The following is a 12,729-nucleotide window of genomic DNA, read 5'->3' as shown; positions in this document are numbered from 1 at the left end:
CAAAACACATACTTTACCTAAGGCCGGAATTTACCCGATAATTCATACCTCGTGCCCGGATGCCACAGCCGGGCAATGGTGACCACCCGGTCATTGGACCAGGTCCGCCGTTCTACCAAAAGGCAGGGTTCATTTGCTGCCATGGCCAGATGTTTGTGCACGGCCTCGTCCGGCATGACGGCCCTGACCACATGTTCCGCCTTCAGCAGCGGCGCCACAGACATCAGATATTCATAGGGTGTCATGCGGCTGAAATCCTGGGCCATATAGCCGGGCACCACGTCCGGATTGACGAACCGGTCCTCGAGCTGGATCGGCCGGCCCTGTTCCAGATGAATGATGCGGGAATGGAAAACCGAGGCCCCCTTTTTGATATCCATCCAGCCTGCGGTTTCGGCGCCGGCCCGCACTTCTTCAAGAATCAGGACCCGGGCGCTGTAATCATGGCCGCGTCCGCGGATTTCGTCGGCAATATTGTGGATTTCCAGCGGATGGCTGCGGGCCTTGACTTCGGCCACAAAGGTGCCGACCCCGGCAACCCGCACCAGCACGCTCTCGTCGGTCAGTTCGCGAAGAGCCCGGTTGGTGGTCATGCGCGATACCCTGAACAGCTTCACCAGCTCATTTTCCGACGGCACCCGGCTGCCAGCCGGCCAGTCGCCTTTGGTAATCCGCTCCAGGATGTGATTCTTTATTTTCTGGTAAAGCGGTCCCATGTCATCTGCCATTTTATGCATGCGCCCCCTGTTCCGCCAGAAGGCTTTCCATTGTTTCCCGGAAGTCAGTATTTATTTCATCTTCCCGGCTATGTCGACCGTCCTTCAGTACCCATTTGCCGCCGACCATCAGATGATCAATGACACGCTCGTTGCCGTTGAAAATATAAGCGTCAACAAGCTGTTCGTCCGGCAGACCGGCAAGCAACAGGCTGTCTTCCTTCAGCACCACAAGGTCGGCCCGGTATCCCGGCGCAAGTTTCCCGGTCCTGAATCCGCTGACCGATGCCCCGCCCTCAAGGCAGTCATTGTAAAGGCGGTTACCGCAATGAAGTGTTTCACTACTCGCAGCAACGGTGCGACGGCCACTATCCAGCCGCTGGCCATATTCCAGCCAGCGCAGCTCTTCCCGCACCTCGCGGGACACATGACTGTCAGAGCCAATGGCAATCCTGCCGCCGGCATCCAGATAGTTCTCCATCGGAAACAGCCCGTCGCCAAGATTGGCCTCCGTGGTCGGGCACAATCCCGCAACCGCCCCGCTGGCGGCAAGTCGCGTTACCTCGTCATTATCCAGATGTGTCGCATGAACCAGGCACCATTTATCATCGATATCCACGTGATCCATCAGATAGCTCACGGGTCTCTGGCCGGAATGGACAAGGCTGTCTTCAACTTCCTTGACTTGCTCTGCAATATGAATATGACGGGGAACGTCAGGAGCAAAATCTTCAAACTCCCGGATCACCTCGACCGGCACAGCCCTGAGACTGTGGAAAGCAAGACCAAGCGTTACATCCGGCCCACGTTCCCGTTCCAGGGATTGCCAGAGCGCACGGTAACTTTCCGGACTGTGCCCGAAGCGGGTCTGCCCGCCACTAAGCGCCCGCCGGTCAAAGCCGCCGGTCATATAAAGTACCGGCAGATGACAAAGGGCAATGCCCACATCCCGGGCCGCGCGGATCAGCGCCAGCGACATTTCCGCCGAGTCTTCGTAAGAGTGGCCATCCGGCCGGTGATGCAGGTAATGAAATTCGCAGACCGCCCCGTATCCGCCCCTGATCATCTCCAGATAAAGCTGCCGGGCTATGTGATAAAGAGTATTCGGGGTCATCTGTGCCGCACAGCGGTACATGACCTCACGCCAGGTCCAGAAGCTGTCCTCCCCGCCCGATCCATATTCCGCCCGGCCGGCCATGGCCCGCTGAAAGGCGTGGGAATGGGCATTGGCTATGGAGGGCAACACATAACCCGTCACCACTTCTGCTTTTTCCTCTCCCTCATTTTGGCCGTCATAGGGCTCAAGGCGCAGAATCATGCCCGCCAAGTCGACCTCCATCAGAAGGTTTTCCTGCCACCGGCCCTCAATATAGGCCTTTCTGATCAAAAACTTAGAAAGAGTGCTCATTTCTTATAACCTGTATAGACAAGTTAAGTCTATGTGTTACAATGGGAAAGTCAACCATAAACCAGTGGAACATATCATGTGGGATGAAATTTGGGAAAACTGCACCCTGGTAACCCTGGACCCGGCACAGCCGACCCCCTACGGCCTGATTGCGGATGGCGCCATTGCTGTCAGAGAGGGAAAAATAACCTGGGTCGGCCGCCGGGCCGATCTGGAAGATGCAGCCGGCATACCGCGACGGGACGCGGAAGGATATTTCCTCACCCCCGGTTTCATTGACTGTCACACCCATCTTGTGTACAGCGGCAGCCGGATTGACGAATTTGAAAAACGCCAGCAGGGCATGAGCTATGCCGAAATCGCCGCCGCCGGCGGCGGCATCCTGTCCACGGTCCGGGCCACCCGGGACGCCAGCGAACAACAGCTTTATGACAGCGCCGCGGCACGGCTTGGTAAACTTGCCACGGGCGGCATGACCACTCTTGAAATCAAGTCCGGTTACGGCCTGGATCTGGAAAATGAGCTGAAAATGCTGCGGGTGATCCGGAAGCTGGATGAAAATTTCCCCCATGATATCCGCGCCACTTTTCTGGGCGCCCACGCCCTGCCGCCGGAATATGCCGATAACCGGCAGGGATATATTGACCTGATCTGCGAGCAAATGTTGCCGGCCATCGCCCGGGAAAAACTGGCCCATGCCGTGGACGGTTTCTGCGAAAACATTGGATTTACTACCGGGGAAATCAGACAGATTTTCCAGCGTGCACAGGACCTGGGGTTTGCCCTGAAACTACATGCGGAGCAACTCTCCCATTGCGGCGGCACCGCTCTTGCCGCCGGCCTCAACGCCCTGTCGGCCGACCATCTGGAATATGTCGACGAAGCGGCTGTCAAGGCAATGGCGGAAAGTGACATGACCGCTGTCTTGCTGCCCGGCGCATTCTACTTCCTTCGTGAAACCAAAAAACCACCCATAGACCTGTTCAGGAAACATCATGTGCCGATGGCCATTGCCACCGACCATAATCCGGGCACATCGCCAACACTGTCCCTGCCGCTGATGATGAATATGGCAGCCGTCCTTTTCGGGCTGACCCCGGAAGAATGCCTCAGGGGCGTTACGGTCAACGCAGCCCGGGCCCTGGGCCTGACCGATCGCGGTATTCTGAATGTGGGATCACGGGCGGATTTTGCCCTGTGGGATATCGATCACCCGGCGGCTTTTGCCTGCGAGTTCGGCATGCTGCAGTGCCGCCGGATGGCCAGGGACGGGCGGGAAGTTCCCGTCCACTGGGAGTAAGGTCAGCCGGCCGCCGGCGCTTCCATAGTTCTGGCCAGTTCAAGAGCCTGCTGCAGGGTTTCGGGATCCCCGACCTGATTGGCGAGGATAATGATCAACCGCGCATTCATGGCCTGGCTTTCCTCGTCGCTGAGACCTTCGTGGGCCTTGATCAGGGACTGGTAAAAACCGTCAGGGTCTTTGATATTGGCATCCATCTTGAGGGACATGACGATTACTCCTTGCCTGTGGCCCGATCAAGGGCGGCTTTGATTTTTGCGGGATCAGCCTGCTTCCAGCGAGCGGCCACATACTGGTCCGGGCGGATCAGGTAGAAAGTGCCCGGGGCGGCATCATATCTTTCCCGGACCAGACCGGTATCGTCGATCAGGTCCACACCAGATGCGGCCTCCGGTCCGACCACAAGGGTCTTCACGGGAAGTGACTGCCTGACGTCATCACTACAGCCTTCTTGTCCGGCAAAATACAGACCGAGAAATTCATTGCCCAGCTGGATCTGCAGCCAGTCCGCCCCATTATTTACAGGCGCATCCAGCACCGGACATCCGGGGGCGATACCACCAGCCCAGTCATCCACGTCCGCCGTGTTCAGCGGACTATCCGGGAAACTGACCGGTGTGGACAGGCGACCACTATTCACCAGCGGCCGGGCAAAAGCGAATTTTTCCGCGAGACTCAGCACCGCATTGCGGAAACACTGGCTGACCGCGGATTTGGGGGTAATAAAATCGGTGGAACGGGTGGAGTTGAGAATATTCTCGTCCGCCGTGATCACCTCTTCATAGTTATAGCTCTCCAGCAGTGAAGCCGGTGCCTCACCCTTCAGCACCATATCCAGTTTCCAGACCAGGTTGTTGACATCCGCGACACCGCTGTTGGCGCCCCGGGCCCCGAAGGGGGACACCAGATGGGCGGCATCACCGGCAAAGATCACCCGGTTATGCAGAAACCGCTCCATGCGGCGGCACTGGAAAGTATAGATACTGCGCCATTCCCATTCAAACTCCACATCGTCGCCGAGCATACCGTGAATAAAGGGTTTGACGTTTTCTTCCCTGATGGTTTCGGCCTTGTCCACATCCCAGCCGACCTGGAAGTCCAGCCGCCAGACATCGTCCGGCTGCTTGTGCAGCAGGGCGCTTTGCCCTTTAAAGGCAGGCTCGAACCAGAACCAGCGTTCGGACGGGCGCTCCATCGGAAACTTGATATCGGCAATCAGGAAATTATCCTCAAACACCCGGCCTTCGAAATCCAGGCCGAGCATGGTGCGTACCGGCGACTTGTTACCATCGCAGGCGATCAGATATTTGCAGTCCACCTCATAGTCTCCGTCCGGCGTTTCCACCGTGGCGGTGACTTTCTCCTCATCCTGCTGCAACGTGGTCAGTTTATTCTTCCAGCGGAGTTCCACATTATCCAGGCTTTCCAGCTCGTCGATCAGATATTCTTCCAGATAATATTGCTGCAGGTTGATGAAGCCGGGGTTTTTCTGGTTTTTCACCGGCAGCATATCGAACTCATAGATGGGGTCGGGGCGATCGCCCCAGAAGACCTTGCCCACGTTCCAGATCACGCTCTTGTCCATGATCGGTTTGGACACACCCAGACGGTCGTACACATCCAGCACCTGCTTGGCGAAACAGATCGCCTTTGATCCGTCGGCCAGAATATCCATCTGGTTGAGGATGACCACATGATAGCCCCTGCGGGCCAGATCCAGCCCGGCTGTCAGTCCGATGGGCCCGCCGCCGACAATCAGAACTTCCAGCTCTTCCCGGCCGCCCTGATCAAGGACGGCGGGACGCTTGTAGGTATATTGTTTGCGGACAGGTATCCCCGCCTGCGAAACAGGCTGAATCTTCGCAGTCATAAAAGTCTCCCTTGTTTTTTACCTTAACTAGTCCTGCAGCTGGTCCCAGACTTCCAGGTCACGCTCGGCCGTCCAGATGCGCGGCCAGTCGATGCCGTCGAACTCGTCCCACAGGCGCTGTACATCAAAGGGCAGGCAGTGTTCAAAAATAGGCCAGTGGCCGAATTTGGGGGCCAGTGCCTCATGGGTGGCGAGGAACGCTTCTTTCAGGCTGCCGCCGCGCTTGTGCACTTCGCCGACCTTGGCGATCATGGTGTTCAGGAACTCGCGGGTCTGTTCCACCGCGGCGTCACAGGCTTCGCGTCCTTTTGGAATGGTGCCGCGACCGCCCATGATGGCTTCGGCGCCGTAAGACTTGATTTTATCCAGGGTGCCGCTGGCCCAGTCCATATGGAAGGCATCACCGGTATAAAGGGCGGCTTCTGCCTCGATCAGGTCGCCGGCAAACAGGATTTTATGTTTCGGCAGCCAGGCGACAATGTCACCGGCCGTATGACCGCGTCCGCAATATTCCAGCACCAGCTGACCGCGGTCGCCGCCCAAGTCGATTTCCAGACGGTCATTGAAGGTAATGTCCGGGTGAGTGAGACCGGGAATGCTGTCCGGGTCCTTGAACAGGCGCGGCATCCGGCCGTATTCGCTGTCCCAGTCCTGCTTGCCGCGTTCATCAATGAGGAATTTTGTTTTCTCATGGGCAATGATGCTTTCCGCCTCAAAGGCCGCCGCGCCAAGGACGCGAACCGCATGGTAATGGGAGAGCACCAGATATTTAATCGGCTTGTCGGTATGTTCCCGTAATTGCTTGAGCCAGGCTTGCGCCGCCACCGGGGTCGCCCGGGCCTCAAAAGCGACAATGAAATCTTCGCCTTCGATGGCGCCCACATTGGGATCGCCTTCAGCCGTCAGCGCATACACGCCGTCCGCCAGAATTTCAAGTTTTTCGACTTTTTCGCCAAGATCGGCCGAGGATGCAAAAGCTTTTGCCATAAGTATTTTCCCTGAATTGTACAGATTATGATTCCAGTATGAAGCGAACATATCATAGCACATGTCTGCCTGTCTGTCCCCATACCGGGGGACAGGAGAGCCCTATGGAAAACTCGCTGATCTGCAGAACATTCTGGACATTTTAACGATTAATCCGTTAAAGTGATGGTATGGACAAGACAGATGAAAAACTGCTGGAACTGCTGCGCCTCGACAGTCGGGAACCGACGGCATCACTGGCGCGCAAGCTCAAACTCTCCCGCTCCACCGTGCAGGACCGGATCAACCGGCTGGTGGAAAAGAAGATTATTTCCGGGTTTACCATCAAATTTCACGAAGAATACCGCCAGCAGCAGATTGCCGCCCATGTGATGATCTGTGTGAACCAGCGCCAAGCGGCAAACGCCATCGTCCAGATGAAAAAGATGGCCGCCATTCGCAGCCTGCATGTGGTCAGCGGCTCTTATGACATGATTGCTGTCATCAAGGCCCCGACCATGACCGAAATCGACGAAACCCTGGACGACATCAATGCCATCGACGGCGTGGAAAAAACCACCACCTCACTGGTCCTGAGCACAAAGATCGATCGTTAACGGGCAACAGACCTGGCCTGCAGGCGGTCTTTGGCAAGAGCGATAATCTCTGCATGATCAAAAGCGAGGTCCGGAAGTTCGGTTAGAGGAAACCAGCCCGCCTCGGCTGCATCTGAACCGGCGCAAATTTCGGGCGTTTCAGCCGGAGCCACCGCCATATAGGCCACAGAAATCACCCGCTCCCGCGGATCCCGGTTTACTGCGCCGAAGGTGTGAAGCTGCTGCAGGGGAATACCAGTGAGACCGGTTTCTTCCTCCAGCTCCCGCATCGCGGCCTGCTCCAGATCCTCGTCGATATCGACAAAACCGCCCGGCAGGGCCCATTTTTCCTTGAACGGATCCTGTGCCCGGCGAACCAGCAGCACATGGGGAGTGTCATTGCGAAAAGAAAACAAAATGATATCCACCGTCACCGCCGGATGGGGATAGTCATAACTATGGGACAAGACACGACCCTCACGTTATTGCCACAAGAAACTGCTGAATCAGACAACACTGCAAAGCGCCCCTGATCTAGCATAGTATAAAAGTTGGCATGTTCCCCCATGCACCCGGACAAAGAGGAATAATTTTGCAGGGCAATTATTATTTATCGCCCTCCTTTTCCTTACTTTTTGAGAGCTCGCTCTTGTCCACTTCCTCGACGGTCACTGACCCGGTACTTTCCATCCGTTTCTTATTAAGCTGCATCAGGATTTCAAATTCGGCCGGATCAAAACGGCCGTAGGCCCGCAGGCTACTTTCCATATTGTTATTCATCGCCATACCGTCAGCCAGATGGCTACCTCCCAGGCCGCTCTCACTGGTAATTCCGGAACCGGGGCCGCCCGATACAACCGCATCCAGCATGGCCGCCCGGCTTGTCGCAACAGATCCCGCATACGCCCGGCTGTTACCGGTCAGGCTGACGATGGTCCAGTCGTCAATATCAGCCTCAATCTTTCCCGCCCTGTCAAGTTTGTGTTCATAGGACGGACTGATAAACTGATAAAGGTGGCGCTTCAGATCCTGTTCAAAGTCGGGGAAAAACACTTTGTTACGCTTGTAAAAACTCGACACCCTGAATTTCTTGACATCAGTGCTATATGTTCCTCGATTGCTGTTGATAAACTCCCGGGCATTTTTTTCAAGGTCCTCATAAACATATTTTCCCGTATAGGCCGCCTTGCGAATATTCGGGCTGCCAATATATCCCTGATGCAGACCGTAAATCACCAGCGGTTGGTCCGCATAGTTCACCGCCAGAATCTTGTATTGAATATCGTTCAGCGACAATGGCACCCCGGCTACATCGAGAATCTTTTTATTGAACACTGCTTTCCGGCCGACAACCTTGTCTTTCAGTTTCCTGTCCGGATCCGCCGTCAGTTGTTCCAGCAATGCCACCTGATAAAGGTTGAGCCAGTAGGCCAGCTGTTCGCGACGATTGAAAAGATCTAGGGGCGCCTCAGACGGCAGGGTCTCGAGGCTTTTCCTGATCTTCGTCAGCCAAATTCGGTTTTCTTCTTCCTTGAAAATTTCATAGAAAAAACGGTTACCTTCAAGTGCCGTAAGGACCTTCTTCTGGGCCTTCATCCGGGTGCCCGTAGAGGCGGTGGACCGTTCGGCTTTCTCGCGGGTCGACCGACCGGTCACAAGTACCGTCCTTTTCAGAACTGACGTCAGATCGTCATAGTTTACTGACAATTCAGACGAAGCTGTATAGTTCCGAAAACTGTCCGGTATTTGAACTTTGTCACTGTCCGCCGACCAAGACACTGCCGGCATATAGAAAATACTGAAAAGGATAGTAAGAGCGGCTTTCCTCAGCCCCCACAGAACTGATCTGGACATATGACATTCCCTTTTTTGATACCGTAGATTAATTGGTTTTTATTTGTTTTAGAAAGCCGATTATATGTGTGAGGCCTGGTTTTTTCAACCGGACAAGTAAAATAGCCTGATTAATAAAAAATAACCCTCGCCGTAACCGGCGAAAGCGGACAAAAATCAACAATGCAGACATTTAAACCAGAACCAATTACTGCGCTGCAAGTTTATCCATCAGGTGCTGTCGGGCAGCAGGAGCAGCATCAGTCATCAAAGGATCCTGGCGCAGCCGATGGACTTCCTCCTCCTTGTAGGGTTTGAAGTCCCGGGGAAGGTTTTCCGGATCATAGGTCGCCAGCATCCAGTTCAAAAGTTCCGCCGTCTGCTGATCCGAAAGCGGGGAAAAGGCAACTCCCGGCACCCGGGAGAGATATTCCCGCCCGCCGTCGACAGTCAGGAATTTGGATACATAGCCATTCATGGACGGAACTTCCCCGTCCACACCGCTGGCATCAGGTTTATGACAGCCCTGGCAGTTCAGCATCCAGTTGACTTTCGGCGGCAGATTCCCGGCATGACCTGAAGACACAGCTGTCAGCCCGAAAAGGCCGGACAGACAAACTGTCAACACAAGCTTTTGAAGGATTCTGCCGGTCACACTTATTCTCCTATTCGGACCCGAAGACGTCCGCCCGTTTCTGCAAAACGTCGCGGGCACGGACTTTCGGGTTTTTCCCGAGGATGGTTTTCACTTCCTCTTCGGTGAAGGGGGTCCAGTTCTCATCACCGGCAAAACCGTTCAGGTCTTCCATTACATAGTTAAGCACCTTGGCAATCCCGCCCTCTTTCAGGGCCGCCGCCTGGGCCGGCATCATACTGCTGTAGGAGACCCCGTCCACGGTGAGAGGCCCCATCAGGCCGGCCTTGAGCACAAGCACCAGATATTCCCGGCCCGCCTCACTGACCGCCAGCGGCTTCAGCCGTCCGGCAATGGCGGGATAGGATCCCGGCACACCCTCGCCGGTGTCCAGATGACAGGCGGAACACCGTTTATAGAGCTGCTCGCCGGTCTTGGCCGGGGCCGCAGACGCCAGGGTTGCCACCCCCAGGCCGAGGCAAAAAACGGCTGCAAAAATCTTCCGCATGTTACTGCTCCAGCGCCAGACCGATAATCACGGCAGTGGAACAGGTGTAAATGTTGCTGGACGTGCCCAGACACCAGTTGGTGTCGTTGTTGGCCTGGGGACGAACCATCGGCCGGTCGCCTTCGTTGCGGTTGCACATACAGCGCCCGCAGCTGGTTTTACCGCAGCAGTCGTTGTAGGAAATGATATAATTCTTGCCGTCAGCCGGATTCTGGCAGGTGCCGATCCAGGTAATGGGGCTCATTTCAGTACCGGGAGGACAGGCGCTCTGGCTGCCGCCGCAGCAGCTGCAGAGAAAACCGTCAATGGCGCAATACCGCCAGTAATCGCAGCTTGTCGGATCACCCGGGTCTTCCGGATTACCGGTGCTCTGCGGTGCCACGCCGGGATAGCCACCGCCGGATCCTGTCGAGGCCCGGGCCACCGGCAGAACCGGAAAGGCGGTCGCGCCGACAAGAGCCGTGCCGAAACCGGCCAGAAAACCGCGACGGGAACTTTTCTGGGCCACTTTACGGGCCATTTTTTCAGTCAGTTTATCTAAGATACTCATCGTTTCTCTCCAAATCCCTTTAGGCCGGTTCACGTTTGTTGAGATAATCCTGTATGGAATGCACACCTTTTTGCTTGGCCACAAACAGGCTGTCCAGATGCTCACGGCTGTTGACCAGTCCCATAGAGGCGATCTTGCCGTTTTCATCAATCAGCACACTATAGGGCAGCTTGGCAATGCCGAACTGGCGCCCGAGAATTTCAGAATTTACATAGGGGAAATCCTCAAGCCCCTGGGCCTTGACATATTCCTTATGGGCCTGGTCGCTGCCGTCGCTGGCCAGAACAATATCGAGCCAGTCTCTTTCCGCCTTGCGAATGGACTTGACGGCCGGCAGCAGACTTTTACAGACTGGACAGTCAGGCGACAGGAAAAACAGCAGCTGGCTGCGCTTGCCGTCCCGTATACCACCGATTTCCTGCAGGGTCCCGGTCAGGGTCGGCAGAGACATGGCCGGAGCATCTTCGCCCGGCTTCAGCACCTCGTTCATGGACAGGGCGCCGGCCGGGGCGATACGTTCGTATAATACCCCGATCTGGCGGGTCAGGGCGAAACAAAGCACCCCGAGTCCGATCACTGCAATCCACAGGAAAACCTGGGAGATCACCAGAGCTTCAACCATGCAGCTGCTCCTTCTTCAAAATATAGTTTACATAATGCGACCTGTTGGACAGAAGTTCCTCCAGGCACATATACATTAGTCCGAGAAACAGTACTCCGCCGGCAATATTGATAAAATCAGCCAGATAGAAACCCCGAGCTGTGGTCGGCATAACCGGCAGCAGCGCCACAAGGGCCAAAGCGATATTCCGCGGCACCATCCACAGACTGAGACGGCTTTCCCGCTGCCCGAAATGGCAGCCACAATCGATTTCCTGCTTGCCCCGATAGAGGGATACGGAAATCAGCAGGCCATAGGCCAGGAAAACCCCGGCCGCCAGCATCCCGGCATACGCCGAGGTCACAGGCACCAGCAGGCCGATACCGGCAACAGCTTCCACCAGAGGCAATGTCAGAACCGGCACAATCACCAGCGGGCGGGGCAGGACTTCATATCCCTCGACAGCCCGGCGGAAATCATCCAGGTGACGGATCTTGTGCAGGGCTGACACAATCAGCAACAGCCCGGCAAACAGACTTCCGGTGATGGTAACGACCGGGTCCAGCATTACTGGTTTTCCTCAACCGCGTACATGATAAAGGGCGTACCGGCGTCATTGACGCTGATATTGCGAATGAACTTGCCGGAAGCTGCGTCATATACATCGAGTTTGAATTCCGCATTGACCACCGCCAGCATGGGTTTTTTGGTGTTGGTCACCTCGATGGAAATACCCCAGGTATCCAGCTTGATCCGCTGCACCCGTTTCTTTTTCTTCACATCATAGACCCAGACTTCGGAACCGCCATTCTTGTGGCTGCCTTCAACCCCGTCCTCATGAACCAGGACATAAAGGTGGCCGTTTTTGTCATCGGCAACCAGATACCAGCCGCCCGGACGCCAGTTTTTGGCCTTGTCCTCTTCAGGAATCAGGGACCAGGCCGGAAGGTTTTTAGCTGCCTTGCCGCTCAGGTCGACTGGAACCACATCGCCGAGGAACGTCGGGAAGTAGGCGACGCCGTCAATCATGCCCATTTTCATGAACATCGCATTGTCGTCAATGTTGTTAAAGCTTTCGGTGGTCGACTTTTCAGCAACCTTGCCGTCGTCGTCCAGCACCAGGCTGAGCATGGTGCCGTTACCGCACATAGTGGCGAAACCGCGCTTGCCTGTCGGATAAATCATGCTGCATCCCGGGGTCGGGATTTCATTGACAATCTTGCGGGCGGCAATATCGATCACGGAAACCGATGCGGCAGGGGTAAAATTGAAAACCAGAACGAATTTGCCGTCATTGGTCTGCTGCATGGCGCCTTTCTGGGGCATGAACTGGCCGCGCTTGGCGCCGGGAAGGATAATTTCATCAACGGGCGCCAGATTTTCCTTGTCAAGGATGACCAGGACATCGGTCTTCTCCCCGTAAGTGCCGCGACTGTAGAAGGTCTCGCCCACATAAAGCTCCTTGCCGTCTTTCGACTGCAGGAAGGCGCCGAACATGGCCGCCCCGAAGGATCCTTTGTAATTTCTGTTTTCGGAGGCGATGTCCATCAGGATCACCTTGCCGTCAATCATCGCATTGAAGTTGCCGTCCGCCACAAAAATCCAGTCTGTCGGATAATCGGCCGGGAGGGTCGCCACATTGGGAATCTCCTCGATTTCAAGTTCTGCATGACCCGCAGCCGGCCACATGGCAACTGCACACAGGGCACCAATCAGGGCTTTCCTCTTCATTTCCAACTCCCGCGTA

The 12,729-nt window shown here is 55.7% G+C and carries 15 protein-coding genes; 2 read left to right on the top strand and 13 right to left on the bottom strand.

Annotated elements, in window-relative coordinates:
- Positions 1-17 precede the first annotated feature (17 nt).
- Entirely contained in the window at positions 18-737 is a 720-nt protein-coding gene (gene hutC, locus ACORNT_RS05190) for a histidine utilization repressor (protein ID WP_321396304.1), read from the bottom strand.
- A complete protein-coding gene (locus tag ACORNT_RS05185) occupies positions 730-2,124 on the bottom strand; it encodes a formimidoylglutamate deiminase (protein ID WP_321396300.1) in 1,395 nt (464 codons plus the stop codon). Before ACORNT_RS05185 ends, hutC begins: the two co-directional genes overlap by 8 nt.
- A gap of 76 nt (positions 2,125-2,200) precedes the next feature.
- On the opposite strand from ACORNT_RS05185, the gene hutI reads away from it, so the two are divergent.
- Positions 2,201-3,424, top strand: a complete 1,224-nt coding sequence (gene hutI / locus ACORNT_RS05180) for an imidazolonepropionase (protein ID WP_321396297.1) — start codon at positions 2,201-2,203, stop codon at positions 3,422-3,424.
- Between the two features lie 2 nt (positions 3,425-3,426).
- Here the strand turns inward: hutI and ACORNT_RS05175 are convergent, their stop codons facing one another.
- From ACORNT_RS05175 to ACORNT_RS05165, 3 genes are read right to left on the bottom strand one after another with little or no spacing between them, the layout of a single operon-like run.
- Complete coding sequence (locus ACORNT_RS05175) at positions 3,427-3,633, bottom strand: DUF2783 domain-containing protein (RefSeq protein WP_321396295.1); 207 nt, start codon at positions 3,631-3,633, stop codon at positions 3,427-3,429.
- Positions 3,634-3,638: 5 nt separating this feature from the next.
- The gene (locus ACORNT_RS05170; protein WP_321396293.1) at positions 3,639-5,294 is read right to left on the bottom strand and encodes an FAD-dependent oxidoreductase; all 1,656 of its coding nucleotides are present in this window, start codon (positions 5,292-5,294) and stop codon (positions 3,639-3,641) included.
- A gap of 27 nt (positions 5,295-5,321) precedes the next feature.
- Positions 5,322-6,281, bottom strand: coding sequence for an MBL fold metallo-hydrolase (locus ACORNT_RS05165; protein ID WP_321396290.1), 960 nt, complete (start codon positions 6,279-6,281; stop codon positions 5,322-5,324).
- A gap of 170 nt (positions 6,282-6,451) precedes the next feature.
- Between ACORNT_RS05165 and ACORNT_RS05160 the strand changes: the two genes are divergently transcribed.
- Positions 6,452-6,877 (top strand): Lrp/AsnC family transcriptional regulator, encoded by a 426-nt coding sequence (locus ACORNT_RS05160; protein WP_321396287.1) that lies wholly within the window; start codon positions 6,452-6,454, stop codon positions 6,875-6,877.
- Here the strand turns inward: ACORNT_RS05160 and ACORNT_RS05155 are convergent.
- The 8 genes from ACORNT_RS05155 to ACORNT_RS05120 form a co-directional block, all read right to left on the bottom strand.
- Positions 6,874-7,323 (bottom strand): NUDIX hydrolase, encoded by a 450-nt coding sequence (locus tag ACORNT_RS05155; protein WP_321396284.1) that lies wholly within the window; start codon positions 7,321-7,323, stop codon positions 6,874-6,876. The genes ACORNT_RS05160 and ACORNT_RS05155 overlap by 4 nt on opposite strands.
- 139 nt (positions 7,324-7,462) lie before the next feature.
- On the bottom strand, positions 7,463-8,710 hold the full coding sequence (locus ACORNT_RS05150) for a DUF547 domain-containing protein (protein ID WP_321396281.1): 1,248 nt from the start codon (positions 8,708-8,710) through the stop codon (positions 7,463-7,465).
- 187 nt (positions 8,711-8,897) lie between these two features.
- Positions 8,898-9,344: a hypothetical protein gene (locus ACORNT_RS05145; RefSeq protein ID WP_321396278.1), complete on the bottom strand. Its 447-nt coding sequence runs from the start codon at positions 9,342-9,344 to the stop codon at positions 8,898-8,900.
- A gap of 10 nt (positions 9,345-9,354) precedes the next feature.
- Positions 9,355-9,831 (bottom strand): c-type cytochrome, encoded by a 477-nt coding sequence (locus ACORNT_RS05140; protein ID WP_321396275.1) that lies wholly within the window; start codon positions 9,829-9,831, stop codon positions 9,355-9,357.
- 1 nt (position 9,832) lies between these two features.
- A complete protein-coding gene (locus tag ACORNT_RS05135) occupies positions 9,833-10,381 on the bottom strand; it encodes a methylamine dehydrogenase light chain (protein ID WP_321396272.1) in 549 nt (182 codons plus the stop codon).
- A 19-nt stretch (positions 10,382-10,400) separates the two neighbouring features.
- A complete protein-coding gene (locus tag ACORNT_RS05130; protein WP_321396269.1) occupies positions 10,401-11,003 on the bottom strand; it encodes a redoxin family protein in 603 nt (200 codons plus the stop codon).
- A complete protein-coding gene (locus ACORNT_RS05125) occupies positions 10,996-11,550 on the bottom strand; it encodes a MauE/DoxX family redox-associated membrane protein (RefSeq protein WP_321396266.1) in 555 nt (184 codons plus the stop codon). The genes ACORNT_RS05130 and ACORNT_RS05125 overlap by 8 nt, the downstream gene beginning before the upstream one ends.
- The gene (locus tag ACORNT_RS05120) at positions 11,550-12,713 is read right to left on the bottom strand and encodes an amine dehydrogenase large subunit (protein WP_321396263.1); all 1,164 of its coding nucleotides are present in this window, start codon (positions 12,711-12,713) and stop codon (positions 11,550-11,552) included. Before ACORNT_RS05120 ends, ACORNT_RS05125 begins: the two co-directional genes overlap by 1 nt.
- Positions 12,714-12,729: the final 16 nt, after the last annotated feature.

This window comes from Emcibacter sp., from assembly GCF_963675455.1.
Taxonomy (GTDB): Bacteria; Pseudomonadota; Alphaproteobacteria; order Sphingomonadales; family Emcibacteraceae; genus Emcibacter.
This window is presented reverse-complemented; position numbering and strand designations above follow the sequence as displayed.

Coding starts and splice junctions, on each gene's coding strand:
- ACORNT_RS05185 (WP_321396300.1), bottom strand. CDS start 2,124: ATGAGCACTCTTTCTAAGTTTTTGATCAGAAAGGCCTATATTGAGGGC.
- ACORNT_RS05150 (WP_321396281.1), bottom strand. CDS start 8,710: ATGTCCAGATCAGTTCTGTGGGGGCTGAGGAAAGCCGCTCTTACTATC.
- ACORNT_RS05120 (WP_321396263.1), bottom strand. CDS start 12,713: ATGAAGAGGAAAGCCCTGATTGGTGCCCTGTGTGCAGTTGCCATGTGG.
- ACORNT_RS05125 (WP_321396266.1), bottom strand. CDS start 11,550: ATGCTGGACCCGGTCGTTACCATCACCGGAAGTCTGTTTGCCGGGCTG.
- ACORNT_RS05130 (WP_321396269.1), bottom strand. CDS start 11,003: ATGGTTGAAGCTCTGGTGATCTCCCAGGTTTTCCTGTGGATTGCAGTG.
- ACORNT_RS05135 (WP_321396272.1), bottom strand. CDS start 10,381: ATGAGTATCTTAGATAAACTGACTGAAAAAATGGCCCGTAAAGTGGCC.
- hutC (WP_321396304.1), bottom strand. CDS start 737: ATGCATAAAATGGCAGATGACATGGGACCGCTTTACCAGAAAATAAAG.
- ACORNT_RS05175 (WP_321396295.1), bottom strand. CDS start 3,633: ATGTCCCTCAAGATGGATGCCAATATCAAAGACCCTGACGGTTTTTAC.
- ACORNT_RS05160 (WP_321396287.1), top strand. CDS start 6,452: ATGGACAAGACAGATGAAAAACTGCTGGAACTGCTGCGCCTCGACAGT.
- ACORNT_RS05165 (WP_321396290.1), bottom strand. CDS start 6,281: ATGGCAAAAGCTTTTGCATCCTCGGCCGATCTTGGCGAAAAAGTCGAA.
- hutI (WP_321396297.1), top strand. CDS start 2,201: ATGTGGGATGAAATTTGGGAAAACTGCACCCTGGTAACCCTGGACCCG.
- ACORNT_RS05140 (WP_321396275.1), bottom strand. CDS start 9,831: ATGCGGAAGATTTTTGCAGCCGTTTTTTGCCTCGGCCTGGGGGTGGCA.
- ACORNT_RS05170 (WP_321396293.1), bottom strand. CDS start 5,294: ATGACTGCGAAGATTCAGCCTGTTTCGCAGGCGGGGATACCTGTCCGC.